This is a genomic window from Kitasatospora sp. NPDC086801 (assembly GCF_044745805.1).
Lineage (GTDB): Bacteria > Actinomycetota > Actinomycetes > Streptomycetales > Streptomycetaceae > Kitasatospora.
Genome location: NZ_JBIVAX010000012.1, coordinates 62,685 through 87,774, shown reverse-complemented (window position 1 = coordinate 87,774; position 25,090 = coordinate 62,685). Strand labels below are relative to the sequence as shown.

General features: G+C 75.6%; 23 protein-coding genes and 3 pseudogenes. 17 read left to right on the top strand and 9 right to left on the bottom strand.

Annotation, left to right across the window (positions count from 1 at the left end):
• Positions 1–119: 119 nt before the first annotated feature.
• A complete protein-coding gene (locus tag ACIPLC_RS16395; RefSeq protein ID WP_400473645.1) occupies positions 120–593 on the bottom strand; it encodes a hypothetical protein in 474 nt (157 codons plus the stop codon).
• Between the two features lie 325 nt (positions 594–918).
• Here ACIPLC_RS16395 and ACIPLC_RS16390 point away from each other — a divergent pair, with 325 nt between their 5' ends.
• The 4 genes from ACIPLC_RS16390 (at position 919) to ACIPLC_RS16375 (ending at position 4,133) form a co-directional block, all read left to right on the top strand.
• A complete protein-coding gene (locus ACIPLC_RS16390; protein ID WP_400473644.1) occupies positions 919–1,632 on the top strand; it encodes a molybdopterin-dependent oxidoreductase in 714 nt (237 codons plus the stop codon).
• Positions 1,616–2,224, top strand: coding sequence for a cytochrome b/b6 domain-containing protein (locus ACIPLC_RS16385; RefSeq protein WP_400473643.1), 609 nt, complete (start codon positions 1,616–1,618; stop codon positions 2,222–2,224). Before ACIPLC_RS16390 ends, ACIPLC_RS16385 begins: the two co-directional genes overlap by 17 nt.
• Positions 2,225–2,547: 323 nt before the next feature.
• Entirely contained in the window at positions 2,548–2,880 is a 333-nt protein-coding gene (locus tag ACIPLC_RS16380; RefSeq protein ID WP_400473642.1) for a hypothetical protein, read from the top strand.
• Positions 2,877–4,133: an MFS transporter gene (locus tag ACIPLC_RS16375; protein WP_363632697.1), complete on the top strand. Its 1,257-nt coding sequence runs from the start codon at positions 2,877–2,879 to the stop codon at positions 4,131–4,133. Before ACIPLC_RS16380 ends, ACIPLC_RS16375 begins: the two co-directional genes overlap by 4 nt.
• 116 nt (positions 4,134–4,249) lie before the next feature.
• Here the strand turns inward: ACIPLC_RS16375 and ACIPLC_RS16370 are convergent, their stop codons facing one another.
• The 3 genes and pseudogenes from ACIPLC_RS16370 to ACIPLC_RS16360 form a co-directional block, all read right to left on the bottom strand.
• Positions 4,250–4,906 carry an SAM-dependent methyltransferase gene (locus ACIPLC_RS16370; protein WP_400473641.1) on the bottom strand — a complete coding sequence of 219 codons (657 nt, stop codon included), beginning with the start codon at positions 4,904–4,906 and terminating at the stop codon, positions 4,250–4,252.
• Positions 4,903–5,430 carry a DUF2064 domain-containing protein gene (locus tag ACIPLC_RS16365; protein ID WP_400473723.1) on the bottom strand — a complete coding sequence of 176 codons (528 nt, stop codon included), beginning with the start codon at positions 5,428–5,430 and terminating at the stop codon, positions 4,903–4,905. The genes ACIPLC_RS16370 and ACIPLC_RS16365 overlap by 4 nt, the downstream gene beginning before the upstream one ends.
• 99 nt (positions 5,431–5,529) lie before the next feature.
• Positions 5,530–6,243 (bottom strand): annotated as a pseudogene (locus ACIPLC_RS16360) (glycosyltransferase family 2 protein); the annotation flags it as partial.
• 294 nt (positions 6,244–6,537) lie between these two features.
• Here ACIPLC_RS16360 and ACIPLC_RS16355 point away from each other — a divergent pair.
• Positions 6,538–7,311 carry a response regulator transcription factor gene (locus ACIPLC_RS16355; RefSeq protein ID WP_400473640.1) on the top strand — a complete coding sequence of 258 codons (774 nt, stop codon included), beginning with the start codon at positions 6,538–6,540 and terminating at the stop codon, positions 7,309–7,311.
• Positions 7,308–8,480, top strand: coding sequence for a sensor histidine kinase (locus ACIPLC_RS16350; RefSeq protein WP_400473639.1), 1,173 nt, complete (start codon positions 7,308–7,310; stop codon positions 8,478–8,480). The genes ACIPLC_RS16355 and ACIPLC_RS16350 overlap by 4 nt, the downstream gene beginning before the upstream one ends.
• A gap of 114 nt (positions 8,481–8,594) precedes the next feature.
• On the opposite strand, the gene ACIPLC_RS16345 is transcribed toward ACIPLC_RS16350, so the two are convergent.
• Positions 8,595–10,136: an AMP-binding protein gene (locus ACIPLC_RS16345; RefSeq protein WP_400473638.1), complete on the bottom strand. Its 1,542-nt coding sequence runs from the start codon at positions 10,134–10,136 to the stop codon at positions 8,595–8,597.
• 94 nt (positions 10,137–10,230) lie between these two features.
• Positions 10,231–11,295 (bottom strand): NAD-dependent epimerase/dehydratase family protein, encoded by a 1,065-nt coding sequence (locus ACIPLC_RS16340; RefSeq protein WP_400473637.1) that lies wholly within the window; start codon positions 11,293–11,295, stop codon positions 10,231–10,233.
• 209 nt (positions 11,296–11,504) lie between these two features.
• On the opposite strand from ACIPLC_RS16340, the gene ACIPLC_RS16335 reads away from it, so the two are divergent.
• The 4 genes from ACIPLC_RS16335 to ACIPLC_RS16320 all read left to right on the top strand — a co-directional run bounded on the left by ACIPLC_RS16335 (position 11,505) and on the right by ACIPLC_RS16320 (position 15,084).
• The gene (locus ACIPLC_RS16335; protein WP_400473636.1) at positions 11,505–13,127 is read left to right on the top strand and encodes a purple acid phosphatase family protein; all 1,623 of its coding nucleotides are present in this window, start codon (positions 11,505–11,507) and stop codon (positions 13,125–13,127) included.
• A 266-nt stretch (positions 13,128–13,393) separates the two neighbouring features.
• Complete coding sequence (locus ACIPLC_RS16330; RefSeq protein WP_400473635.1) at positions 13,394–13,897, top strand: hypothetical protein; 504 nt, start codon at positions 13,394–13,396, stop codon at positions 13,895–13,897.
• Positions 13,897–14,304 carry a cupredoxin domain-containing protein gene (locus ACIPLC_RS16325; RefSeq protein WP_400473634.1) on the top strand — a complete coding sequence of 136 codons (408 nt, stop codon included), beginning with the start codon at positions 13,897–13,899 and terminating at the stop codon, positions 14,302–14,304. The genes ACIPLC_RS16330 and ACIPLC_RS16325 overlap by 1 nt, the downstream gene beginning before the upstream one ends.
• Positions 14,305–14,454: 150 nt before the next feature.
• On the top strand, positions 14,455–15,084 hold the full coding sequence (locus ACIPLC_RS16320) for a hypothetical protein (RefSeq protein ID WP_400473633.1): 630 nt from the start codon (positions 14,455–14,457) through the stop codon (positions 15,082–15,084).
• Between the two features lie 10 nt (positions 15,085–15,094).
• Here ACIPLC_RS16320 and ACIPLC_RS16315 read toward each other — a convergent pair whose 3' ends face one another.
• Positions 15,095–15,547 carry a hypothetical protein gene (locus ACIPLC_RS16315; protein ID WP_400473632.1) on the bottom strand — a complete coding sequence of 151 codons (453 nt, stop codon included), beginning with the start codon at positions 15,545–15,547 and terminating at the stop codon, positions 15,095–15,097.
• Positions 15,548–16,011: 464 nt separating this feature from the next.
• Here ACIPLC_RS16315 and ACIPLC_RS16310 point away from each other — a divergent pair.
• The 5 genes and pseudogenes from ACIPLC_RS16310 to ACIPLC_RS16290 form a co-directional block, all read left to right on the top strand.
• Positions 16,012–16,590, top strand: a pseudogene (locus ACIPLC_RS16310) (FAD binding domain-containing protein); the annotation flags it as partial.
• Between the two features lie 5 nt (positions 16,591–16,595).
• Positions 16,596–16,679: pseudogene (locus ACIPLC_RS16305) on the top strand (hypothetical protein); the annotation flags it as partial.
• Between the two features lie 120 nt (positions 16,680–16,799).
• Positions 16,800–16,934 carry a hypothetical protein gene (locus ACIPLC_RS16300; protein ID WP_400473726.1) on the top strand — a complete coding sequence of 45 codons (135 nt, stop codon included), beginning with the start codon at positions 16,800–16,802 and terminating at the stop codon, positions 16,932–16,934.
• Positions 16,935–17,021: 87 nt separating this feature from the next.
• Complete coding sequence (locus ACIPLC_RS16295) at positions 17,022–18,197, top strand: alpha/beta hydrolase (protein ID WP_400473631.1); 1,176 nt, start codon at positions 17,022–17,024, stop codon at positions 18,195–18,197.
• A 307-nt stretch (positions 18,198–18,504) separates the two neighbouring features.
• Entirely contained in the window at positions 18,505–19,950 is a 1,446-nt protein-coding gene (locus tag ACIPLC_RS16290; RefSeq protein WP_400473630.1) for an ABC transporter ATP-binding protein, read from the top strand.
• Between the two features lie 125 nt (positions 19,951–20,075).
• Here ACIPLC_RS16290 and ACIPLC_RS16285 read toward each other — a convergent pair whose 3' ends face one another.
• Both ACIPLC_RS16285 and kdpB read right to left on the bottom strand, forming a co-directional pair.
• A complete protein-coding gene (locus ACIPLC_RS16285; RefSeq protein WP_380565216.1) occupies positions 20,076–20,564 on the bottom strand; it encodes a universal stress protein in 489 nt (162 codons plus the stop codon).
• Between the two features lie 231 nt (positions 20,565–20,795).
• Positions 20,796–22,982, bottom strand: coding sequence for a potassium-transporting ATPase subunit KdpB (gene kdpB / locus ACIPLC_RS16280; protein ID WP_400473629.1), 2,187 nt, complete (start codon positions 22,980–22,982; stop codon positions 20,796–20,798).
• Between the two features lie 352 nt (positions 22,983–23,334).
• Here kdpB and ACIPLC_RS16275 point away from each other — a divergent pair, with 352 nt between their 5' ends.
• Together ACIPLC_RS16275 and lysA are read left to right on the top strand one after the other, a co-directional pair.
• Positions 23,335–23,529, top strand: coding sequence for a hypothetical protein (locus ACIPLC_RS16275; protein WP_400473628.1), 195 nt, complete (start codon positions 23,335–23,337; stop codon positions 23,527–23,529).
• Between the two features lie 47 nt (positions 23,530–23,576).
• Positions 23,577–24,956, top strand: a complete 1,380-nt coding sequence (gene lysA / locus ACIPLC_RS16270) for a diaminopimelate decarboxylase (RefSeq protein WP_400473627.1) — start codon at positions 23,577–23,579, stop codon at positions 24,954–24,956.
• Positions 24,957–25,090 lie beyond the last annotated feature (134 nt).

Sequence of the window (25,090 nt, the reverse complement as noted above, 5' to 3'; positions counted from 1 at the left end):
GGGGTGGGGGGGGGGGGGGGGCGGGGGGGCGCGGCGGGCGCCCCCGCCCCGCCCCGCGCCGCGGGCGGGCCCCCCCCCCCCCCGCGCGCGCGGCCCCCCCCCCCCCCGCCGGGTGTGGGTCAGGCCTTGATGGTGAGCCAGGCGCCGAGGCCGTTGCAGCCGCGGGCGTCGTAGCTGGTGCTGCGGTAGCCGGCCGGGATCGGCGAGTAGGGGCAGGTCCAGATGCCGTTGCGGACCAGTTCGTGGAACCAGGCGCCGACGCCGCTGCACCCCTGGGGGTTGTAGTTGGTCAGGACGTAGCCGGAGACGATCGGCGAGCCGGAGCAGGTCCACAGGCGGTTCTGGGCGGGTGCCTGGAACCAGGCGCCGTGGTTGTTGCAGCCGCTGGAGTTGAACATGGTGATGACGTAGCCGTCCGGGACGGGCGTTCCGGGGCAGGTCCAGCCGCCCACCGAGGCGGTTGCCGCGGGGGCGGCCGGGGTGGCGGCGGTGGCGGTTCCGGCCGCCGCGCCGGTGAGGGCGGCGGCGAGGAGGGCGACGACGGCCGCCGCTCTTCCCGCGTGGGTCCACAGTCGACGGAGGATTCTGGTCACGGCGCACCGGTCCGATCGGTAGCCCCGGCGGTCGCGGCCGCCCGGGGAGGGGGAACAGCGGGGATGCGTGGCACCGTAGTGGCGTGGTCGGAGCCGGGGGAATACGGGGTTCGAAAGATCGTCGAACTTGACCGGAAAACGATCCGGCGCCGCCCGGCCCCGGTGGTGGCCGGTCCCGGCGACGGCCGGTCCCGGCGACGGCCCGGCCGTGGAGCTGACGAGTGTCGCCGGGCAGGGGAGGCGACGACGAGTGGAGATGACGAAAGGCTGACGGACCGGCGCCGGGCCTCGCGCCGGCCGGGCTCGGACTGGTGCAATCGGGGGCGTGGACAGAACAGACGAAGAGGACAGGGGCACCCCGGTGGGGCGGCGGGTGGTGCTCGGGCTGCTCGGGCTCGGGGCCGTCGGGGTGGCGGCGGGGCCGTACCTGCAACGGGCCGAGTCGGGGCTGGCCGAGCGGGACCCGAGCGGGCTGAGCGGGCTGCTGCCGGGCAACAACGGATTCCGGTACTACTCGGTGGTGTCCTCCGTCCCGGAGCGGAGCGCGGAGGACTACACGCTCAGCGTGGACGGGATGGTGGAGCGGCCGGCGACGTTCCGCCTGCCGGACCTGCGGGCGATGCCGCAGCGGCGGCTCGTGCGGGACGTGCAGTGCGTGACCGGGTGGCGGGTGCCGGACACCCCGTTCGAAGGGGTGCCGCTCGCGCACCTGCTGGACGCCGCCGGGGTGCGGCCGGGGGCCGGGGCGGTCCGGTTCAGCTGCTTCGACGGCGCGTACACCGAGAGCCTGACGTTGGCGCAGGCCCGGCGGGACGACGTGCTGGTCGCGCTGCGGATGCAGGACGGCCCCATCTCCCACACCCGCGGCGGCCCGGTGCGGCTGTACGTCGCGCCGATGTACTTCTACAAGTCCGCCAAGTGGCTCTCCGGGATCACCGTGACCGGCTCGGTGGAGCCCGGCTACTGGGAGCGCAACGGGTACGACGTCGACGCCTGGGTCGGCCGGTCGAACGGACGTGACGATGCGCCCACCGGCTGAACTCCTGCTGCGCTTCACCCGGGCCGAGCGCTGGGTGCACCGGACGACCGCCGCGCTGACCGGCGTCTGCCTGGCCACGGCGGCCTGCCTCTACCTCGCCCCGCTCGCCGAACTGGTCGGCAACCGGCGGCTGGTGGTGACGGTGCACGTGTGGTGCGGCCTCGCACTGCCCGTGCCGCTGCTGCTCGGGCTCGCCTCGCGGGCGCTGCGCGCGGACGCCGCCCGGCTGAGCCGCTTCACCCCGGCGGACCGGGACTGGCTGCGCGCCGTCCGCCGCCGGGCCCCGCACCGGCCGGCGGGCAAGTTCAACGCCGGGCAGAAGCTGTACGCGCAGTGGACGCTCGGCTCGATGCTGGTGATCGTCGGCACCGGACTGCTGATGTGGCTGCCCCGGCTCGCCCCGTCCTCCTGGCGGACCGGGGCGACCTTCGTCCACGACTGGCTGGCCGCCGCCATCGCCGTGGTGGTGGTCGGACACGTCCGGATGGCCTGGCGGGATCCGGAGGCGCGGCTCGGGATGCGGACCGGGCTGGTGGAGCGCCGATGGGCCGAGCGCGAGCACCCGCGGTGGCGGCCGGTGAGCCGGGAGTAGGCGGTGGGTCGGACGTCTTGTCGCGGCCCGGGGCGTGTGGCAGGCTCGGCCGGGACGCCTCGAAGGGTGCCGCCGGGGCACCCCTGACCGTGGGGCCAAGAGGCGGTTGGGCGACAGCCGCACGCGTGGTGCACGACCGGCATCCTGCAAGGCTCCTTGGACCCCGGCGCCAATCTTCTCCTCGCCGCCCTGTCGATCGCGGGCGGCCCTTCCGGCTTCGTAGGTAGCCGACGTCCAGGTTAGGCATGCCTTGCTTTCGCTCTGACCAGCACTCTAAGGTAACTCCTCAGAGGACCTGAGAACCCGAGGACTTGAGAGTGACCGTGACAGAACTCCGTGAACTGACCCTGGCCGAGGCCCGGCCGGCCGCCGCCGAGGACACCTCGCAGCTGCCGCCGCTGCTCCGAGTGCCGACCCCGGTGAAGGGCACCTGGCCGGTGGCCGGACTCCCGTTCACCGGGGGATCGGCCGTCTTCGCCGACCGGATCGCACCCGCCGACGCCGTCGTGGTCGGCGCCCAGCTGGAGCAGGCCCGGCCGTGGCTCCACCACACCCCGCAGCCGGTGCTCGACCGGGACGCCGCGCACCGGGACACCGCACACCGGGACACCGCGCACCGGGGCCTCGCGTTCCAGGTCGAGGGAGGAACCACGTGAAGCGCGGCCAGCTGGCCTTCCTGACCGGCACCCACGTCGTCAACGACCTCTACCAGGGCGCCGTCCCGGCACTGCTGCCCTTCCTGATGTCCGAGCGGCACTACAGCTACACCGCCGTCTCGGGGATCGCGCTGGCCGCCACCGGCCTGTCCAGCGTGGTCCAGCCGCTCTTCGGCCTGCTCGTCGACCGCCGCCACCGCGGCTGGCTCGTCCCGGCCGGCTTCCTGACCGCCGCCGGGGGCCTCGGCTGCGCCGGACTCGCCGACAGCTACCTGCTCACCTGGCTCTGCGTGGCCCTCGCCGGGATCGGCGTCGCCGCCTACCACCCGCCCGCCACCAACCAGGCCAGAGCGGCGGGCGGCCAGTCCCAGCAGGCGATGAGCTTGTTCTCCGTCGGCGGCACACTCGGTGCCTCGCTGGCGCCGGCCCTGGTGACGCTCGTGGTCGGCTCGCTCGGCCTGGCCGGCAGCTGGCTGCTCGCAGTCCCCGCAGTGGTGATGGGCGCACTGTGGGCGGCCCAGGGCCCGTGGCTGCGCCGCCGGGGCCACACCCCCGCGCCGCCGCTGGTGACGGGCGGCGCGGCCGGGAGCGGACAGCGCGACGACTGGCGGGCCTTCGGCCGGCTGGTGGTCGCCACGGTCTGCTGGTCGGTGCCCTACGTCACGGTGACCTCGATGCTCGCCCTGCACCTCCAGCGCGACCTGCACACCTCGACGGGCGCGGGGGCGGTGGCCCTCACCTCCCTCACCCTGGCCGGTGCGGCGGGCACCCTGCTCGGCGGGCGGCTGGGCGACCGGTACGGGCGGCTCCTCCCGATCCGGCTGGGCTACCTGCTGGCCGCCCCCGCCCTGGCCGGCGTGGCCTTCGCCCCCACCTTCGCGGTGGCCGAACTCGCCACCGTCGCGTTCGGGTTGGCGATGTTCCTGCCGTTCGCCGCCCAGGTGACGCTGGCCCAGGACTACCTGCCCAACCGGCCCGGCACCGCCAGCGGACTGACCCTGGGCCTGGCGATGTCGGTGGGCGGGCTGGCCGCCCCGCTGCTCGGCCGGATCGCCGACGCGTACGGGCTGCGCACCGTACTGGGATCGGTGCTCGGGGTGCTGCTGGTCGCCCTGGTCTGCGGACTGCGGCTGCGTGACCGGGTGCTGCCGACGGACGAGTCCGCCCCGCCGCCGGGCCTGGAGCAGGAGCCGGAGTCGAAGCCGGCGTCGGTGGGCGCGGCGGCGGAACGGGCAGGTGGGCGGGCCCGCTGAGGGGCTGCGGGGCCCGTCCTGATGGCAGCGGGACCGGGATGCCGTCGTCGCCGAGGACCCGCCGACACGTCAGGAGGGTGGGGTCGCGTCCGTCAAGGGCAACGGCCTGGTGCGCCTCAGCGCTTGTGCAGGGCGAGGAAGCGGCGGCCGTGCGAGGTCCAGCGTTCCGCCTCGACCAGTCCGGCGGCGGCGCGGGCCCGCCGTAGGGCGGCGGCCGTGCCGAGCCGGGCCCAGGGGAAGGCCGGCCCGAGCCGGCCGTCCGGGCCCTCGACCCGGACGGTGACCTGCTCGTCCACCTCCGCCGGCTCCACCTCGACCAGCAGCAGCCCGTCCGGCGCGATGAGTTCGGCGCCCCGGCGGAGCAGGGCGTCCGGGTCGCCGCCGATGCCGAGGTTGCCGTCGGCGAGGAGCGCGGCGCCCCAGCGGCCCTCGGCGGGCAGCCGGTCGAAGACCGAGCGGCAGAGCGCCGGGCCGCCCAGTCCGACCGTGCGGGCGACGGCCGCCCCGGTCACGTCGACGCCGAGGGCCGGGACGCCGAGCGCGAGCAGCGCGGCGACCAGCCGTCCGGGGCCGCAGCCGAGGTCGAGGACGGGCGCGGCCCGGCGGGCGCAGCGCAGGAGCAGGCTGTGGTCGGCGCCGGCCGCCGGGGCGCACCAGCGTTCGATGTCCAGCCGGAGGCGGTGGCCGTCCTCCCGGCGCAGCCAGAGCGGGCCGCACCCGGTGCGGACGGCTTCGGCGAACGGGTCGTCCACCCAGGCCGCGGTGGCCGTCAACTCGCCACCTCCGACGTCAGGTTGACCGTCCTCAGCTGGGCGGCGAAGCGGCTGTTCGGGGCCTCGGCGGCGACGCGGCGGGCGTCGTCGATGGTGTCCACGTCGGTGAGTGACGGGAGGTGACCGATCGTCAAGTCCGATGCGGTGAGGCGTTCGAGGAGGGCCGCGCCGGTCCCCGGGGTGGACATCGGCACTCCGTGCAGCAGGCGCGCGGCCAGGTCGGCCGTCGGCCGGGCCAGGCCCAGCGCCCAGAAGCCGCCGTCCGCCGCCGGGCCGTACCAGGCGTCCGTGCCCGCCCGCCGTGCGGCCGACAGCGGCTCGGCCAGCGCGGCGGCGCTCAGCTGCGGGGTGTCCATCCCGACCAGCAGCGCCGGGGCGCGCGGGGCCACCCGGGCCGCGTGGGCGAAGGCGGCGGCCAGTCGTTCGTCCAGCCCGCCGCCGGTCTGCGCGACGACCTCCCAGCCGGGGGGCAGCCAGTCGCCCGGTTCGCCGTCCAGGACGAGCACGCGCCGCCCGGCCGGCATCGTGCCCAGGGTGTGCAGGGTGTCGGCGAGGGCGGCCGTGGCCAGGGCGGCGGCCTGTTCGGGGGTGCAGGGCGGGGTGAGCCGGGTCTTCACCCGGCCGGGGGCGGGCGCCTTGGCGATCACCAGCAGGGTCGGCGGGGGCGCGGCCAGCACGGCCCGCATGTCGCGGACGGCCTGCCGGGTGCCGCGCAGGGTGCCGGTGACCTTGGAGCGGCCCGCGCGCGGCAGGTAGTCGACGGGCGTCTCGGCGATCCTCAGTCCGGCGGCCGAGGCGGCGAGCGCCATCTCCAGGGGGTAGCCGGACCGCCGGTCGCCGAGCCCCAGCGCCAGCAGCTGTTCCCGGCGGGCGGCCCGCATCGGGCCGAGGTCGTGCAGCGGCGCGCCGGTGCGGGCGCGCAGCCGTCGGGCCAGGACGGTGTTGGCCAGGCGGGCGTGCAGCGGCCACGCCCCGGTGGTGGCCGGGCGGCGGCGGCCCAGCACCAGGTCGGCGGTGCCGGCCAGTACCGGGCCGGTGACCAGGGGGAGCTGGGCGGGGTCGAGGGAACCGTCGCAGTCCAGGAAGCAGACCAGTTCGGCGGTGGCGGCGCGCAGTCCGGCGTGGCAGGCGGCGCCGAACCCGCGCCGGGGCTCCTCGACCACCGTCGCGCCGAGCGAGCGGGCGAGGTCGGCGGAGCCGTCCCGGGAGCCGTTGTCGACGACGACGGCCCGCCAGCCGTCCGGGATCCGCCCCAGTACCCAGGGCAGCGCGGCGGCCTCGTCGAGGCAGGGCAGCACGACGTCGACGGGAGGAGCGGGGGAGAGGGGAGAGGTCACCCGGCCACGCTAAGTGCGGGACGGCGGGGCGCGGCGGCGGCGCAGCCTTACGGAAGTCGGACGTCGTGGCGGCTGACCCGTCCGGCGGATCGGGCCGGGTGGACCGGGTCGGGTGGACCGGGTCGGGCGCGGTGGGCGCGGTGGGCCGGGTCGGGCGAGTCGGGTCGGGCTTGGCCGGGTCGGGCGAGTCGGCTCGGGCTGGGCCGGGCGAAGGGTGGGCGGCGGATCTTACGGAACGCGAACGCGGACCCGCTGTGGTGTCACCGGGCGCTGAGGCCTCCTATCCTCGGCGAGGTGAACGACACCTCGCACATCCTGGTGATCGACGACGACCCGACCGTGGCCGAAGTCGTCGCCGGCTACCTCACCCGCGCCGGGCACCACGTGGACCGGGCCGCCGACGGTGCGCAGGGCCTGGACCTCGCCGAGCGCACCCGCCCCGACCTGCTGGTGCTGGACCTCATGCTGCCCGGCCTCGACGGGCTGGAGGTGCTGCGCCGGCTGCGGGCCTCCGCCGAGGGCGCCGCACTGCCGGTGGTGCTGCTCACCGCCAAGGGCGACGAGGCGGACCGCATCCTCGGCCTGGAGCTGGGCGCGGACGACTACGTCACCAAGCCGTTCAGTCCGCGCGAACTGGTGCTGCGGGTGCAGTCGGTGCTGCGCCGCGCCCGGGCGGGGAGCGGGGCCGCGGGCGGGACGGCCGACGGGCCGGTCGGCGGGGTGCTGCGCTCGGGGGACGTCACGCTCGACCCGAAGGCCCGCCGCGCCCACCGGGGCGCGCGTGAACTCGCCCTCACCCTGCGCGAGTTCGACCTGCTGGCGTTCCTGCTCCGGCACCCCGGCACGGTGTTCTCCCGGCAGGACCTGATGCGGCAGGTCTGGGGCTGGGACTTCGGCGACCTCTCCACCGTCACCGTCCACGTCCGGCGGCTGCGCGAGAAGATCGAGGACGACCCGGCCGCGCCCGCCCTGATCAGCACCGTCTGGGGCGTCGGCTACCGCTACGACCCGACCCCCTATGACCCGGCCCCCCACGACCAGGCCCGCCCGCAGGGCGGTGCGGCGTGAAGGACCTGCTGCTGATCGCCCTGTTCGCCGCCCTCGGCGCGGGCGGCGCCGGCCTGCTCGGCTGGGCGGCGATCCGGCTGCTGCGCCGCCGGTCCGTCGCCCTGTCCCTGTTCTGCGTGGCGGTCGTGACCGTCCTCGCGGTGACCTCCGGGACGTTCGCGGTGGCGCAGGCGATGTTCCTGTCCACCCACGACCTCGGCGTGGTCATCACGGTGCTCGGCATGGCCGCCGTCGTCTCGCTGCTCACCGCCGCGCTGCTCGGCCGCCAGGTGGTGGCCGGCAGCCGGGCGCTGGCCGTGGCCGTCCGGACGGTCGGCAGCGACGCCGGGTTCACCGCGCCCGCCCATCCGCTCGGCGCGGAACTCGCCGCACTGAGCGAGGAGTTGGCCGCCACCAGTGCCCGGCTGGCGGAGTCCCGGGCGCGCGAGCAGGCCTTGGAGCACTCCCGCCGGGAGCTGGTCGCGTGGATCTCGCACGACCTGCGCACCCCGCTGGCCGGCCTGCGGGCGATGGCCGAGGCGCTGGAGGACGGCGTCGCCGAGGAGCCCGACCGCTACCTGGTGCGGATCGGCACCGAAGTCGAACGGCTCACCGGCATGGTGGACGACCTGTTCGAGCTCTCCCGCATCCAGGCCGGCGCGCTCGCCCTCTCGCTCACCCGGGTCTCGGTGTACGACCTGGTGGACGACGCGCTCGCCGGGGCGTACCCGCTGGCCCGGCGGCGCGGCGTCCGGCTGGAGGGGCGGCAGGTGGCCGGCGAGCCGATGGCGGCCGAGCCGGTCGAGGTGGACAGCGGGGAGATCACCCGGGTGCTCGGCAACCTGCTGGTCAACGCGATCCGCTCGACCCCCGCGGACGGCGTGGTGGCCGTCGCCGCCCGGCGGGAGGCCGACGAGGTGGTGCTGTCGGTGACCGACGGCTGCGGCGGCATCCCGGAGCAGGACCTGTCCCGGGTGTTCGAGACGGGCTGGCGCGGCGGCTCCGCCCGGACGCCCCGGCGCGACGACGGCCGGGCCGCCGGCGAGCCCGGCGAGAGCGGCGCCGGGCTCGGGCTCGCCATCGTGCGCGGCATCGTCGAGGCGCACGCCGGTCGGGCCGAGGTGCGCAACGTCGCCGGGGGCTGCTGCTTCGAGATCGCCCTGCCGGCGCCGCGCGCCGAGGCCCGCTAGGGTCCGCCTCCGAACTCCCGCCGACCGACGGGGGGCCGCCTCCGAACTCCCGCCGGCCGGCCGACAGGGTTTCGGAGGCGGGCCCGGGTGCGGTGAACGCCCGCCGTGTACGGCCTACTCGGCCACGGCCTCGCGCAGCCGCTTCTTGTCCGGCTTGCCGACCGACGTCAGCGGGATCTCGTCCACGAGGTGCAGGGCTTCCGGCGCGTAGATCCGCCCCTTGCGGGCCGTGACGAACGCCTGGACGTCCGCCAGCTCGGGCCGCTGCCCAGGAGCGGGAACGACGGCGACGTGGACGTGCTCCGCCTCCTGCGCGTCGCGCACGCCGAAGACCGCGCAGCGGGCGATCGCCGGGTGGGTGAGGAGGAGGTCCTCCACCTCGGACGGGTAGACGTGCCCGCCGACCACGATGATCAGGTCCTTGACCCGGTCGGCCAGGTAGAGGTAGCCGTCCGCGTCGAAGTAGCCGACGTCCCCGGTGTGCAGCCAGCCGTCACGCAGCACCTCGGCGGTCAGGTCGGGCCGCTTCCAGTACCCGGCCATGAGGCCGGCCGAGCGGATGTACACCTCGCCCTGCTCGCCGGTCGGCAGCCCGGTGCCGTCGGCGGACCGGATCTCCACCTCGACGCCCGGGAAGGGACGGCCGACCGGGACCGGGCCGCCCTGGACGATCCGGTCGTGCTCCTCCGGGGTGAGGAGGGAGATCAGCTGGGCCTCGGACATCCCGTAGACGCCCACCAGGACCGGCCCGAACACCTTGACCGCCTCGCGGATCCGGGTCGGCGAGGCGGCGCAGCCCCCGTACATGATCTGCCGCAGGCTGGACAGGTCGGTGCGGCTGATCGCCGGGTGGTCGAGCAGTTGGTAGAGCAGCGGCGGCAGCACCCAGAGGGTGGTGATGCGCTCGCGCTCGACGGCGGCCAGGACCTCGCCGGGGTCGAAGGACCGCTGGAGGACGACCGAACCACCGTGGTGGAGCGTCAGGTCGGTGAGGATCCCGGCGAGGTGGGCGAGCGAGGTGGCGGCGAGGAACCGGGGCGCCCCGTCGGTCGCGCCGACGGGGCCGAACGGGGCGTCGAAGGTGGCGCGGTAGGGGCCGTGCAGGCTGAGGATGCCCTTCGGGACCCCGGTGGTGCCTCCGGTGTGGCGGATGCCGAGGTCGTCGTCCGGGCCGATCCGTACGGCGGGCGGCTCGGCGGGGCGGTTCGCGGAGGCGGCGATCACGTCCTCGCCGACGGCCGCCGGGCCGGGGCCGAGGCGGAGGACCGTCGGCACGTCGATCAGGGGCAGCAACTCGGCGGCCCCCGCGAACCGTTCGGCGTCCACGAGGAGGACGCCGGTGTCGACGCTCGCCACGATCTCGGCCAGAACTGGGGCACTCATGCCGTCGTACAGGTTGACCACCCGCGCACCTGCGAGGCCGGCGGCGTAGCGGGCGCCGAGCGCCTCGGGGGTGTTGCCGGTGAGCAGGGTGACGGTGTCCCCGAGGGTGACGCCCCGGGCGATGAGCTCGTGGGCGAGACGGTAGGTGGCGGCGGCGAAGTCGCCGGCGGTGATCTCGCCGCCGTCGGCGGTGACGATGGCCCGCCGGCCGGGGTCGGCGGAGAGGGACCGGAGGATCAGTGCGGGGGCGCTGACGAATTCCTGGTCGTTCATGGCCACTTCTTCCGTGTAGTTTGCAACCGTATTGACAGGCTAACCCCATCCTCCGCTCTTCGCCGGGGAGTTATGGCTCACATCCGACGGCGAGTCAGCTGTGGACCCCGACCCTGGGCGCCGCCGCGAAGGCGGCCATCCCGGTGTGGAACGGCACCTGCGGGCGCCAGCCGAGTTCGGCGCGCAGCCGGGAGGAGTCGGCCGTGACGTGCCGGACGTCGCCCAGACGGTACTCGCCGGTCACCAGCGGCGCCGGGCCGTCGTACGCGGCCGCCAGCGCCGCGGCCATCTCACCGATCGTGCGGACCTCGCCGCTGCCCACGTTGTAGGCGCGGGAACTGCCAGGCGGGCGGGCGTCGAGGGCCTCCAGCGCGGCGAGGTTGGCCGCGGCGACGTCCTCGACGTGGACGAAGTCGCGGCGCTGCCGGCCGTCCTCGAACACCCGGGGGGCCTCGCCCCGGGCCAGCGCCGAGCGGAACAGCGAGGCGACCCCCGCGTACGGGGTGTCGCGCGGCATGTCCGGCCCGTACACGTTGTGGTAGCGGAGCGTCAGGACGGCGCCCTGGCAGGCCCGGGCCCACACGGACGCCAGGTGCTCCTGGGCGAGTTTGGTGGCCGCGTACACGCTGCGCGGGTCGGCCGGGGCGTCCTCGGCGACCAGGCCGGGGCTCAGGGCGTGGCCGCAGGCCGGGCAGGGCGGCTCGAAGCGCCCGGCGTCCAGGTCGGCCGTGCGGCGCGGGCCCGGGGCGACGTCGCCGTGTGCCGGGCAGCGGTAGCGGCCCTCCCCGTACACCACCATCGAGCCGGCCAGGACGAGGCGGCGGACGCCGGCGCGGGCCATCGCGGCGAGCAGGACGGCGGTGCCGAGGTCGTTGCACCCGGCGTAGGCGGGGGCGTCGTCGAGGTCCAGCCCGAGGCCGACCATCGCCGCCTGGTGGCAGACCGCGTCCACCCCGGCCAACGCCCGCTCCACGGCGGCGGTGTCGCGCACGTCCCCGTGCTGGAAGGCCACGCCCTCCGGTAGGTCGGGCGCCCGCCCGGCGGGGTGGACGGCGGGCAGCAGCGCGTCCAGCACCCGTACCCCGTGCCCGGCCGCGACCAGCGTGCGGACCACGGTCGACCCGATGAACCCGGCGCCGCCGGTGACCAGAATCTCCATGCCGCCGACGCTAGCCGGGCGGGGCGGCGGATCGGGCGTGCGCCGATCCGACGTCAGGGTTCGGTAATCCTCCCGGCGTAACGGTGGATCGCCATCCGTCGCAGGCCGGCGTTCAACTGGCGTTCGCCGAACACACCTTCGCCGGTGGCTCGCCCGCCCGGTTCGCCTGGGACTCTCCTGGGCGTTTCTCGGAGTCCTTGGAGGCGGCAGTGTCACATCCCTCGCGTCCCTCGCGCAGAACGGTCCTTCGGACGGGTACCGCGGCCGGTGCGCTCGCCGCGCTGCCCGCGTCCACCCTCCTCTGGACGCAGCCGGCCCTGGCCGGCACCCCCGGACCGGAGCAGATCCACCTGCAGTGGGGCAACGAGCCGTCCCGCGAGATGACGGTCTCCTGGGCGACCGCCGCCACCGTGCGCCGCCCCCGGGTGCGGATCGGCACCCCGCGCGGCGGCGCCGGCCACACCGTGGACGCCGAGACCCGCACCTACGTCGACGGGCTCAACAAGGTGGAGACGTACACCCACCACGTCCGCCTGGAGGGCCTGCGGCCCGACACCACGTACGTCTACGAGGTGCTGCACGACGGCTCCGCCCCGGTGCGCGGCACCTTCCGCACCGCGCCCGCGCGCGGGCGGGCCGCGTTCCGCTTCACCAGCTTCGGCGACCTCGGCACCGGCGACAACGTGTTCAGCAAGTCCTCGATCCACGGCGCCGCCGCCGTCCGTCAGGTGGAGCGGTTCGCGCCGCTGTTCCACCTGCTCAACGGCGACCTCGCGTACGCCAACAACAACCCGCAGCGCCAGCCGCAGTGCTGGAACGCGTTCATGAACAACCTCGCCACCTCGGCCGCCAACCGCCCCTGGATGCCCGCGCCCGGCAACCACGAGGTCGAGGCCGGCGGCGGGGACCTCGGGTACGCCTCGTACCTGACCCGCTTCGAACTGCCCGACAACGGCACCCGTGACTACTGCGGCAACTGGTACAGCTTCCAGGTCGGTTCGGTGCTCTTCGTGAGCCTCGACGGCAACGAGATCGCCGTCGAGGACGACGCCAGCCTCGACCCGGCCACCGGCCGGTCCATCTACATCAGCGACTACAGCGAGGGCGCCCAACTCCGCTGGCTGGAGCGCACCCTGTCGCGGGCCCGGCGCGGCCGCGCGGTGGACTGGGTCGTCGTCAACCTGCACCAGTTCGCGATGTCCTCCTCGGCGGCCAGCCACGGCGGCGACATGGGCATCCGCGAGAAGCTGCTGCCGCTGCTCGACCGCTACTCCGTCGATCTCGTCCTGGCCGGGCACGACCACGACTACGAGCGCACCCACCCCGTCCGCGGCACCGAGCCGGGCGGCCTGCTCACCCCGGCCGTCGCCGACGACGACCTGCGCCGGATCGACACCTCGCAGGGCACCGTCCACCTCATCCTCGGTGGCGGCGGCACCGCCGGCCACGACGACGTCTACCTGCCCGCCGACGCGGACGGCGTCCGCGAGGCCTCCGTGCGCACCCAGCGCCTCACCTTCAAGGCCGACCCGGACGCCAAGGAGAAGGCCCACTGGTCCGCCGTCACCGACCCGGACACCGACTTCCCGTACGGCGTCGCGGTCTTCGACGTCGACCCGGGCCGGCTGCCCGGCGGCCGCACCACCATCACGGTGAGCTACTACCACTCCCCGTCCGCCACCGCCGCCAACCCCTTCCCGACGCCGGTGCTCTTCGACCGCTTCACCCTGTACCGCGACCGCAGCGACGGCTGGGGCGACGACGGCTGGGGCGAGGACGGCCGGGGCGAGGACGAGACCACCGACTCCGAGGTCGGTGCCGGGCGCCGGTGACGCAGCGCGTTCCTGAAGGGCCCGCCGCGCACCTCGCGGCGGGCCCTTCGTCCGTTCAGGCGGCCTTGGGCGGGGCGGGCGGCCGGTGGGGGCCGGTGGGGGCTGGTCCAGGGGGCTGGGCCGTTGGTGACGGCGGGTCGGTGTGGTGGCTGGGCTGTCCGTGCGAAGGGTGGTCGGCTCGGCGCGCGGGCTGCCGGAGGGGCGGTTAGCGTCGGCCGCAACACGTCTTCAGTTATAGGAGGTTGGCAGTGCAGCGGTGGATCATTGTGACGGCTCTCGCCTCGGCCCTCGGCGGTCTCACGGCGCCCGCCCTGGCCGCCGACCCGGCCCCGGCCGCAGCCCCGGCGGCGGCTTCGGCCGCGGCTCCGGCGCCCGCGCAGGCCGCGGCCCCGGCCCGGGTGCGTGACGGGGAGTCGGCCGGCACGGCCGTCACTCTCGGTGAGGCCCGGATCGACCCGAAGGTTCCCGGCCGGGTCCGGGTCGACGTCGACTACCTCTGCGGGATCGCGGAGGAGGCCCGGTCGCTCACCGTCTCGGTGGAGCAGCGGGATCCGGAGGACCCCTCCATCGTGGCCTTCGGCTCCAGCCGGACGGCCGAGGCGGACATCCTCTGCGACGGCACACAGCGGCAGCGGCAGCTCGTCGTCCAGTCCAAGACGGTCAACTGGATCCCGGACGCGGACGCCGTCCTGATCGCCACGGTCAGCGACCTCGGTGCCACCCCGCCCGCGTCCTCCGACGCCCGGCGGGTCCCGCTCTTCGGCTCCTGATGCGTCCGCGGGCCCGGGCCGTGGCCGCCGTGCTCCTCGGCGCCACCCTCGCGGCCTGCTCCGTCAGCGTGGGCGGCCCGGGCCCGGGCCCGTCCGGGTCCGCCCCGGCGACTCCGGTGACCCCGGCCGCCTCGCGGCCGTCGGCCACCGCTCCCTCCCCGGGGGCGGTGGCCATCGGGGATTTCGTGTTCGAGCCGGCGGACCTCACCGTCCGCCCGGGCGCCGTCGTCACGGTCCGCAACACCGACCCCGTCGACCACACCCTCACCGCCCAGGACCGGAGCTTCGACACCGGCACCATCGCCCCGGGCGCGTCCGCGACCTTCACCGCGCCGGCCCAGCCGGGCGCCTACGCGTACCTGTGCACCCTCCACCACTTCATGCGGGGAATCCTCACGGTGTCCTGAGCCGACGGGTCCGACGGGTCCGACGGGGGCGGGGGCGCCGGGCGTCGGCCGTTCCCGTATCGAGGGCCCACAGGTGAACGGGGCTGCTGCTACCCGCCACCATGTTCTACAGTTCTGTAGAACTGGGAGTACAGCGAACGGGGGCACGGCATGGACAGGCCGCTTCGACTGCCGCAGCAGGATCGGGCCGACTTCGAGACGGAGCTGGGGAGGGCACTGGCCGGGCCGCAGGTGCGGGCGGCCCTGCGGGCGGTGGGCGACGAGGGGCCGGGGGTGGAGCGGTTGCGGCGGTGCGCCCGGGAACACGCGGAGTTCGTGCTGGCGGCGGCGGCGCCCGAGTACGAGCGCTACGCGGCGCTGCGGGCGGACCGGGACGCGGTGGCGCGGCTGCCGGTGGACGAGCCGGGGCGGCAGCGGGTGTCGGGCTGGTGGGGGGTGCTGGGGGTGATCGTGCCGATCGTCGCCGGGGTGGCCGCCGCGATCTTCCTACTGCTCGGGTACGCGCTGGGGCTGGCGGACGACGTCGAGGTGCTGGGGCACGCGCTGGTGGGCGCCGGGTGGGTGGCGGCCGGGGTGGCCGCGGTGAGCCTGCTGGTGGGCGGGCTGGGACTGCTGGGGGCGGCGTCGCGGTCGAGGTCGGCGGAGGTCGGCGGGGAGGCCGGTGGCGTGGGGGAGTTGGGGCTGGCGCGGGACGCGTGGCGGTCGGCGCTGGCGGAGCGCGGGCTGGTGCCGTTCCTGCTGGCGCAGGCGGGCGCGGGGGCGCCCGGCCGGCGCCGCTGACGCCGTCGGCTCAGTCGTGGCGGGTGCGGGCGGCGTCGACGAGGAGGTGGGCGGCGTCGAGCGGGATGCCGAGTCGGCGGGCGATCCACGGGGCGGGCCGGCCGGCCCGGGCGAGCATCCAGGCGGAGTACAACTGGCCCAGCTGCGGGGCCTGGTGGGTAAGGAGGAGGGGGCGCACGGCGTCCATCGGGAAGTCTTCGAGCGCGCGGGCGCTGTACTCGCGGCCGTTGGGGCCGGGCGGGGGTAACGGGAGCGGGCGGCGGGTGTCGAGCCAGCGCCCGAGCAGGACCGCGCCGACGGCCAGGAGGCCGGAGCCGGAGGCGCCGATCAGGATGGCGTTGATGACCGGGCGGTCCTCCTCCTCGGCCAGGCCGAGGGCGAGTTCCTCGGCGACGAGGAGGGCGAGGACGGTGAGCAGCACCGCGGCCTCGGCGGGGCGCGGGTAGGGCCGGGACGTCGTCATGGGGTACCTCTTCCTCGGCGGGGGAACCGGGGTGGGCGAAGGGGCCGCGGACGGCGGTGGCGGCAGGGCCGACGTGTGTGACGTGGCGTCAGAAAGCCTGTGCGACGGGTGTGTTCACCGTCTGCCGGAGGCGGACCGGGGCATGCGGGGGTGGGGGCGGGTGGTGCGGCCCGGACTGCTGCTGTCCATGCGTCTCGCCTCCTTCCGGTCGGGCGCGCCATGCTGGTGCGTTCGTCGACGGGGCAAGGGGGGGCTCATCCTCGGACCTCGGGACAGCATAGCCCGGCCCCCGCGCCAACTTCGACACCCTTGTCGAAGTTGGCGCCGGTGCGAGGGCCGCCGTTGGACGATCGACCAGGCGGGGCCGGGTGCGGCTGGTGTGCGGGACCACTCGTGCCCGACCGGTCGCCGCGGCTTCGATCGCCGTACCGAAGGAACGGGACCGGCCGGGGCGATGGAGCGACATGGATCTGAACACGGTGGCCGAGATGTGCGACGCCCGCCGGGGCGGCACCTGGCGGCCCGGGGACGCCTGGCTCGGCGGCGGGACGTACCTGTTCTCCGAGCCGCAGCCGCACATCCGCCGGCTGATCGACCTCGGCCGGATGGGCTGGGAGCCGCTCACCCCGACCCCCGACGGCGGCCTGGAGATCGCCGAGACCTGCACGGTCGCCCAACTCTCGCGCCACCCCGAGCCCGCCGCCTGGGCGGCGGCGCCGCTGTTCGAGCAGTGCTGCCGGGCGTTCCTGGCCTCCTGGAAGATCTGGAACATGGCCACCGTCGGCGGCAACCTGTGCAACGGCCTGCCCGCCGGTCCGATGATCTCGCTGACCGCCGCCCTGGACGGGGTCTGCCTGCTGCGGGCCCCGTCGGGGGAGCGGCGCCGTGCCCCGGTGGCGGAGTTCGTCACCGGCGCCGGCGTCAAGGACCTGCGGCCGGGTGAGCTGCTGCGCTCGATCACCCTGCCGGCCCGGGCGCTGGCGGCCCGGACGGCGTTCCGCCGGGCCTCGCTGTACGGGCTGGGCCGCTCCGGCGTCCTGCTGACCCGATGCAGTGCCGCGGGCAGGTCGAGGGTGGGGTCGCCCAGGCGCTCGGCGCGACGTTGTCCGAACGGGTGCTGCTGGACGACCGGGGCGAGGTCACCACGGCCGCCTTCCGCCGCTACCGCCTGCCCGCGTACGCCGACGTGCCGCGCACCGAGGTGCACTTCTCGACCACCTCGGGCGCGATCGGCCCGCTCGGCGCCAAGTCGATGAGCGAGAGCCCGTTCAACCCGGTCGCCCCCGCGTTCGCCAACGCCCTGCGCGACGCCACCGGCATCCGCTTCACCGACCCGCCGTTCCTGCGCGACCAGGTCTGGCAGGCGCTCGCCGACCGGCGGGAGTGACGTTCCGTCCAGCCCTGGTTACCCTGGGTGGGGCCGCCGACCCCCGGCCGGTGGCTCCGAGGGAACGCCCAAGGGAGGCCGGGACGGATGGGACTCACCAGTCACGAGCTGCTGGCGCTGGCGGCGCTGCTCGCGGTGTTCACGGTGCTCGGCACGCTCTGGGTCTGGCCCCGGCTGGCCGTCCGCAGCTGGCCCGCGATGTTCCTGCGGCTCGGGACCATCGCGGTCACCCAGTTCGCCCTGCTGGCCGCCCTCGGGCTCGCCGTCAACGACTCCTTCCTGTTCTACAGCAGCTGGTCCGACCTGTTCGGGCGCGACCGCGGCACGGGTGTCATCCAGGCGGGCGGCCCGACCGGCGGCCCCGGCAGCAGCCCGAGCGGCACCCCCGGCGGCGGGGCTCCCGGAGTGCCCGCCGGGGTGCAGGTGCTCGGCCCGGCGGAGATCACCGGCGCGGGCGGGGCCGACCGCGACCCGGCCGCGATCGGACGGCTCGACCGGGTGCGGCTGCCCGGCGGGACCACCGGGCTGAGCACCGACGGGTACGTCTACCTGCCGCCGCAGTACTTCCGGCCCGGCGCCGAGGCCCGGCACTTCCCGGCCGCCCTGGTGATGACCGGCTTCCCGGGGGACGCCGCCAACCTGGTCACCAAGCTGCGCTACCCGGCCCACGAACTCGACCTGCTGCGCCAGGGGGCGATGAAGCCGACCGTCCTGGTGCTGGTGCGCCCCTCGCCGTCGATGCCGCGCGACAGCGAGTGCGAGGACGTGCCGGACGGCCCGCAGGCCCAGCGCTACTTCACCACCGACGTGCCGGCCGACCTGCGCGCCTCCTACCGGGTGCTCGACGGCCCCGGCAGCCTCGGCGTGATCGGCGACTCCACCGGCGGCTACTGCGCCGTCAAGCTCGGCATGGTCCACCCGGAGACCTTCGCGGTGGCGGTGTCGCTGTCCGGCTACTTCAGGGCCGCCGAGGACGTGACCACCGGGGACCTCTTCGGCGGCAGCCGGCAGCGGCGCGACGAGGCCGACCTGAACTGGCGACTCGCCCACTTGCCGATGCCCGCCCTCGCCGTCCTCCTCGCCGACAGCAAGGAGGACGGCCGCGCCTACGCCGACTCCCGGGCCTTCGCCGCGGCCGCCCGCCCGCCGCTGGTGGTCGCCCAGGCCACCGTGGAGACCGGCGGACACAACTTCACCACCTGGACCAGGCTGCTCCCGCCGTCGCTGACCTGGTTGAGCGACCACCTGCGCGACCCTGCGTGAGACCGGCCGCCCGCCCGTCGGCCAGGCCCAGCCGGTGGCCGGGCCCGGCCGGTGGCCGGGCGACGGCCGAGAACGTCGACGGGGTGTCACTCCTGAGCCATTCCGTGGCAGGAGGGTTGCGTGGGGAGGTGGTTTTAGGGTAGGCAAACCTAAGCGCTTTGGACTCGGGGGGTGAGGACGTGCGGAACGAGTGCCATCGGACGGCGGCTGCCGCCGTCCTCGACGGTCGGGCGGCACCGGCTGTCCGAGGCCGCCGCGACCGGCTGCGGGCGCCCCTGACGTCCGGCCACCCGCGAGAGGCCACACCGTGACCGAGAACCCGACCGCCCGGGTCGACCGGCTCGCCGTCGCCCTCGCGGACGGCACCCCGCTGCTCGCCCCGGTCAGCCTCGACCTGCACCCCGGGCGCGTGCACGCCGTCACCGGCCCCTCCGGCGCGGGCAAGACCACCCTGCTGCACGCCCTCGCCGGCGCCCTGCCCCCGGGCGCCCGCGCCACCGGGCTGGTCACCGTCCTCGGCCAGGACGTCCTGGCGCTCGCCCCCGAACCGCTGCGCCGGCTGCGCCGCCACCGGCTCGCCCTCCTCGGCCAGGACCGGGGCTCCGGCCTCAACCCCCGGATGCGGGTCGCCGGACTGCTCGCCGAGACCGCTGCCGACCGCGGCCCCGAAGCCGTGCGCGACCTGCTCGCCCCAGTCCGGCTGCCCGCCGACCAGCAGCTCGAACGCCGCCTTCCCGGCGTCCTTCCCGGCACCCTCCCCGGCGGCCTCCCTGCCGGCCGGCAGCGCCGCGGCGCCCTCGCCCGGGCCCTCGCCCGCCGCCCCGACCTGCTGCTCCTCGACGAACCCAGCGCCGGCCTCGACCCCGCACTGCGGGACGAGACCGCCGACCTGCTGCGCGAACTCGCCCGGCGGCACGGCATCGCCGTCCTGCTCTCCAGCCACGACGCCGCCTTCGTCGCCCGCTGCGCAGACGAGGTGCTCGCCCTCGTCCCGGTGCGGCCCGGGGCGGGCGCCGGCGCGATCCGGGCCGGGGCGAGCCGGACGTCCGGACCGGTCGCGGCGCGCACCTCCGCCGGGCTGGCCGCGATCGGCGTCGAAGCCCACGTCGGGTACGGGCGCGGGCGGCGCCGGATCCTCACCGGGGTCGACCTGCACCTCGCGCCCGGCAGCTGCACCGGCATCATCGGCCCCTCCGGCGCGGGCAAGACCACCCTGGTCCGGATCCTCGCCGGGCTCCACCCGCCCACCGGCGGCACCCTCACCCTGGACGGCGCCCCGCTGGCCGGCTCGCACCACGCCCGCACCCGCGAGCAGCGCCGACGCGTCCAACTCGTCCCGCAGAACCCGCTCGGCGCGCTCAACCCGGCCCGGACCGTCGGCGCCACCCTCACCCGGCCGCTGCGGCTGCACCACGCCACCCCGCACGAGCAGTGCCCCGGCCGGGTCGCCGAACTGCTGGCCGCCGTCGACCTCCCCGCCGACCTGGCCGCCCGGTACCCGCACGAGCTGTCCGGCGGGCAGCGTCAACGCGTCGCCATCGCCAGGGCGTTGGCGGCCGAACCGGACGTCCTGCTGTGCGACGAGGTGACCTCCGCGCTGGACGCGGACACCGCCGCGGGCATCATGTCCCTGCTGGTCCGGTTGCGCGCCGAGCACGGGGTGACGCTGGCGCTGATCAGCCACGACCTGCCGATGGTGCGCGAACACGCGGACGCGGTGGTGGAGTTGGGGGCGGCGCTGGGGCGGGTCTGACCCCGCGAGCCGGGCGCCCGGCGGGAGCCGCCGGACCGGATCCGGGCACGATGGCGCCCGCCGGCTCGGCGTGGGTGAGGTGACGCGTCGAGCCGGCGGGCGGGCTTGGGGAGCTCGGGCAGCGGTCAGGCGCGGCCCAGCAGGGGCAGCGGGGCCCCGGTGCGGGCGGGGAGTTCGAGCCGGGTCAGCAGCGCGGAGGGCGACACCTCGACCACCCGGCAGCCCGCGCGGTGGCGGCAGTGCCGGGCCACCGAGCCGTGCCGCAGCCGGTCGAACCGGCGGCGGGTGGCGGCGCCGAGGACCAGCAGGTCGTCCGGCCCGGTGACGGCGCCGACCAGAGCCGGCCCCGGCTCGGCCTTGACCACCAGCGGGTGGATGACCAGCCCGGCCGGGTAGCCGCCGTAGGCCTGCTCGAAGGCGATGTCCAGCCGCCGCCGGGCGGCGTGCTCCAGTTCGGACAGCGGGCGCAGTCCGTCGCGTTCGCCCGCGTTCCACGCGGCCACCGGCACCAGCACGGCCTCGCTGCGGGCCGCCTCGCCGACGGCGTGGTAGAGGGCGGCCAGACTGCTCAGTGATCCGCTCAGGCCGACGATCACTCGGGTGGTCCCGGTCATGGCCGTTCGCCTCCGTCTCTCCGGTCGGGTGCTCCGGGTTCTGTGCTCCTTGGTTCGGCTGATTCCAGTGAACCCCGGAACCGGTCCGTCCGTACCGCCACTGATGGCTCCATGACGCCGGTCGCACACTTCTTGACGGCCTTCTGACAGCTGCGGCCGCACCGGGCCCGGCCTTCTGACGGCTGCGGCCGCACTGGGCCCGGCCTTCTGACGGCTGCGGCCGGACCGGGCTCAGCCGAGGCCCGGCACGAACTGGATCAGCAGGTCGATCGCCTTGATGCCGAGGAACGGCAGGATCAGCCCGCCCAGCCCGTACACCCGCAGGTTGCGCCGGAGCAGGTCGGTGGCGGAGGCGGGCTGGTAGCGGACGCCGCGCAGGGCCAGCGGGATCAGCGCGATGATGATCAGCGCGTTGAAGATGATCGCGGAGGCGATCGCCGAGGTCGGGCTGTGCAGTTCCATGATGTTGAGGTGGTGCAGGCCGGGGTAGGAGCCGGCGAACATCGCGGGGATGATCGCGAAGAACTTGGCCACGTCGTTGGTGATCGAGAAGGTGGTCAACGCGCCCCGGGTGATGAGGAGTTGCTTGCCGACCCGGATGATGTCGATCAGCTTCGCCGGGTTGGAGTCGAGGTCGACCATGTTGCCGGCCTCCTTGGCGGCCGGGGTGCCGGAGTTCATCGCGACCCCGACGTCGGCCTGGGCGAGCGCGGGGGCGTCGTTGGTGCCGTCGCCGGTCATCGCCACCATGTTCCCGGCGGCCTGCTCGCGGCGCAGGTGGGCGAGCTTGTCCTCGGGGGTGGCCTCGGCGAGGAAGTCGTCCACCCCGGCCTCGGCGGCGATGGCGCGGGCGGTGAGCGGGTTGTCGCCGGTGACCATGACGGTGCGGATGCCCATCCTGCGCAACTCGGCGAAGCGTTCGGCGATGCCCTCCTTGACCACGTCCTTGAGTTCGACCACGCCGAGCGCCCGGGCACCGTGCCGGTCGTGGACGGCGACCAGCAGCGGGGTGCCGCCGGCCTCGGCGATCCGGTCCACCAGCGGCTTGGCCTCCATCGGCATCCGCCCGCCGGACTCCACCACCCAGCGGGCTACGGCGCCGGCGGCGCCCTTGCGGATCAGGCAGCCCGTCCCGTCGGGCCAGTTCAGATCGACGCCGCTCATCCGGCTGTGCGCGGTGAACGGGACGGGCCGCTGCTCGCCGAGTTCGCCGGGTTCGCGGGGCGGCACCCAGTACTGACGGTTCGTCAGTTCGACGAGTGAGCGGCCCTCCGGGGTCTCGTCCGCGACGGAGGCCAACTGGGCGGCCTCGGCGAGCTGTTCGGTGCTCGCGCCGGGCAGCGGGTGCAGCGCGACGGCCCGGCGGTTGCCGTGGGTGATGGTGCCGGTCTTGTCGAGCAGCAGCACGTCGACGTCCCCGGCGGCCTCGACGGCCCGGCCGGAGAGGGCGACGACGTTGCGTTGCACCAGCCGGTCCATCCCGGCGATGCCGATCGCGGACAGCAGTGCGCCGATGGTGGTCGGGATGAGCGCGACCATCAGGGCGACCAGCACGACGGTGGTCTGCGGCGCGTGTGCGTAGATCGCCATCGGCTGGAGCGAGACCACCGACAGCAGGAAGATGATGGTGAGCGAGGCGAGCAGGATGTTGAGCGCGATCTCGTTCGGAGTCTTCTGCCGGTTGGCGCCCTCCACCAGGGCGATCATGCGGTCCACGAAGCTCTGCCCGGGCCGGGAGGTGACCCGGACGACCAGGTGGTCGGAGAGCACCCTGGTGCCGCCGGTGACACCGGTGCGGTCGCCGCCGGACTCGCGGATCACCGGCGCGGACTCCCCGGTGATCGCCGACTCGTCGACGGAGGCCACGCCCTCGACCACCTCGCCGTCCTGCGGGACGACCTCGCCGGCCGGCACCAGCACGATGTCGTGCAGCATCAACTGCTCGGCGGGGATCACCTCGTGGCGGTGGTCGCGGGTGCCGACCCGCCAGTGCAGCAGCCGCCGGGCGGTGGTCCCGGCCTGGGCGCGGCGCAGCGACTCGGCCTGCGCCTTGCCCCGGCTCTCGGCGACGGCCTCGGCGAGGTTGGCGAACAGCACGGTCAGCCAGAGCCAGAAGCCGATCACCCAGGCGAACACGCTCGGGTGGATCACCGCGCTGAGCGTGGTGAGCGCGGAGCCGGTCTCCACCACGAGCATCACCGGGTTGCGCATCATGGTGCGCGGGTGGAGCTTGCGGACGGCGGCGGGCAGGGCCTCGGTGAGCTGCCGGCGGGTGATGAGCCGGCGGCGGCCGTCGTCCGGGCCGGTCGGCCGATGGCTGGGGTGGTGCGGGACCTGCTCGGGCACGGGGGCCGGGCGGCGGAACCAGTTCTGCTGGTCGCCGGTGGTGTCCGGTGGGGTGAGGGCCGAACGGCGCATCGTCTCGGGGGACCTTCCGGGGCGTCCCGAAGCGGCGGGACGGCGGGCTCGGTGGCGGCGGGGACGGCGGCCAGCCCACCATCGGATCCGCGCCCGCCATGCTCCTCTTGACGTGGGCTTGGCGCCCCGGCGGCCGTCCTTGACGGCTCCCTGACACCCGGGCCGGTCGGGCGTTCGCCGGTACGTACGGCCGTTCGGGTGAGGGTGGCGGGGGCGGATGTCAGGAAGCCGTCAAGGACGCCCGGCGGCGCGTAGGCCACGCGTCAAGGCCCGGTGCGATCGGCGCCCGGCGGGCATCCACTGGAACCGAGGGCCGCACCACGGCGGCCCGCCCGAGCCCGAGGAGCCTCCCGTGAGCAGCACGATCGCCCCCGCCGTCGAACAGTCGCCGCGCCGCCTGGTCCGCCTGGTGCCCGCCGGTGTCCGGCAGGACCGACAGGAGCTTCAGGACGGCCCCGAGCCGCCCGAACCGGTGCCCGCGCCCACGGTCGGCCACGACCGAGGCCGCCCGGCGCACTGCCGGATCGCGATGCAGTTCGAGGACTGACCCCGCCCACCGCGCCGCACCCCGCCCCGCCCCGTAGGAGTACCGCCATGACGCAGCTGACCGCCCCGTCCGTCCCCGCCCCCTCCACCGTCACCTCCACCGCCTGCCCCGACGCCCCGGCCGTCGACGTGCTGGGCGGCCCCTGGCCGGCCTCGGCGCGGCCCGGCCCCGGTGGGGACGTGCTGGTCGGCGGGGTGGGGCTGGCGGAGGCCGCCGAGCGGTTCGGCACCCCGTTGTACGTCCTGGACGAGGCCGAGGTGCGCAACCGGGCCCGGGCGTACCGGCGGGCGCTGCCGCACGCCGAGGTGCTGTACGCCGCCAAGGCGTTCCTGTGCAGCGCGATGGCCGACTGGGTGGCCGAGGAGGGCCTGGGCCTGGACGTCTGCTCCTCCGGCGAGCTGTGGCTGGCCGCCTCGGCCGGCTTCCCGGCGCAGCGGATCCTGCTGCACGGCAACGCCAAGTCCCCGGAGGAACTGCGGCTGGCCCGGCGGCTGCGGGTCGGGCGGATCGTGATCGACGGCCCGGCGGAGATCGCCCGGCTGGCCGCCCTGGTGGCCGCCGACACCCCGCAGCGGGTGCTGGTCCGGGTCGTCCCGGGGATCGCCGCCGGGCACCACTCGGCGGTGCGGACGGGGGTCGGCGGGCAGAAGTTCGGCTTCCCGATCGAGGGCGGCGACGCGGCCGACGCGATCGCCCGGGTGCTCGACCAGCCCGGCCTCGAACTGGCGGGCCTACACTGCCACTTGGGCTCGCAGATCACCGAGGTCGAGCCCTACTTGCAGGCGGTGGACGCGCTGGTGCGACTGCTCGCGCAGATCCGGGAGCAGCACGGCGTGGAACTGCCCGAACTGGACCTCGGCGGCGGCCACGGCATCCGCTACCTGCCGGGGGACGCCGAGTTCGATGTCGCTGACTTCGCCGTCCGGGTGACCGACCGGTTGGCGGTGCGCTGCGCCGAGGCGGGCCTGGAGGTGCCGCGGCTGATCATCGAGCCCGGCCGCGCGCTGGCCGGCCCGGCCGCCGTCGCCGTGTACCGGGTGCTGTCGGTGAAGCACACCGCGGACGGCCACTGCTTCGCCGCCGTGGACGGCGGGATGAGCGACAACCCGCGCCCGGCGCTGTACGGATCGCCGTACGCCGTGCGGTTGGTGGGCCGTCGCTCGGAGGCGGGCGCGGCCCGGGTGGACGTGGTGGGCCGGCACTGCGAGGCCGGCGACGTGCTGGTCCGCGACGCCGTGCTGCCCGCCGACCTGCGTGCGGGGGACCTGCTGGCCGTCCCGGCGGCCGGGGCGTACCAGCTGTCGATGGCCTCCGGCTACAACCTGGTCGGCCGCCCGGCGGTGGCCGCGGTGAAGGACGGCCGGGCCCGCCTGCTGATCCGCCGGGAGACGGTCGAGGACTTCCGCCTCCGCGAGGTCGGCCGCTGAGCCGAATACCGTTGCGGGGGGGGGGGGGCCCCCCCCCCCCCGGCGCCCCCCGGGGGGGGGGAAAAGCCGGTGGGGGGGGGACAGGGGCCGCCAAAACCCGGGGCCCCGGACCCCCAACCCCCCCCCCCCCCGGC

Coding starts and splice junctions, on each gene's coding strand:
- ACIPLC_RS16345 (WP_400473638.1), bottom strand. CDS start 10,136: ATGAACGACCAGGAATTCGTCAGCGCCCCCGCACTGATCCTCCGGTCC.
- ACIPLC_RS16285 (WP_380565216.1), bottom strand. CDS start 20,564: ATGACCGGGACCACCCGAGTGATCGTCGGCCTGAGCGGATCACTGAGC.
- ACIPLC_RS16365 (WP_400473723.1), bottom strand. CDS start 5,430: ATGCCGGCCGGGCGGCGCGTGCTCGTCCTGGACGGCGAACCGGGCGAC.
- ACIPLC_RS16300 (WP_400473726.1), top strand. CDS start 16,800: ATGAGCGAGAGCCCGTTCAACCCGGTCGCCCCCGCGTTCGCCAACGCC.
- lysA (WP_400473627.1), top strand. CDS start 23,577: ATGACGCAGCTGACCGCCCCGTCCGTCCCCGCCCCCTCCACCGTCACC.
- ACIPLC_RS16340 (WP_400473637.1), bottom strand. CDS start 11,295: ATGGAGATTCTGGTCACCGGCGGCGCCGGGTTCATCGGGTCGACCGTG.
- ACIPLC_RS16385 (WP_400473643.1), top strand. CDS start 1,616: ATGCGCCCACCGGCTGAACTCCTGCTGCGCTTCACCCGGGCCGAGCGC.
- ACIPLC_RS16295 (WP_400473631.1), top strand. CDS start 17,022: ATGGGACTCACCAGTCACGAGCTGCTGGCGCTGGCGGCGCTGCTCGCG.
- kdpB (WP_400473629.1), bottom strand. CDS start 22,982: ATGCGCCGTTCGGCCCTCACCCCACCGGACACCACCGGCGACCAGCAG.
- ACIPLC_RS16315 (WP_400473632.1), bottom strand. CDS start 15,547: ATGACGACGTCCCGGCCCTACCCGCGCCCCGCCGAGGCCGCGGTGCTG.
- ACIPLC_RS16320 (WP_400473633.1), top strand. CDS start 14,455: ATGGACAGGCCGCTTCGACTGCCGCAGCAGGATCGGGCCGACTTCGAG.
- ACIPLC_RS16325 (WP_400473634.1), top strand. CDS start 13,897: ATGCGTCCGCGGGCCCGGGCCGTGGCCGCCGTGCTCCTCGGCGCCACC.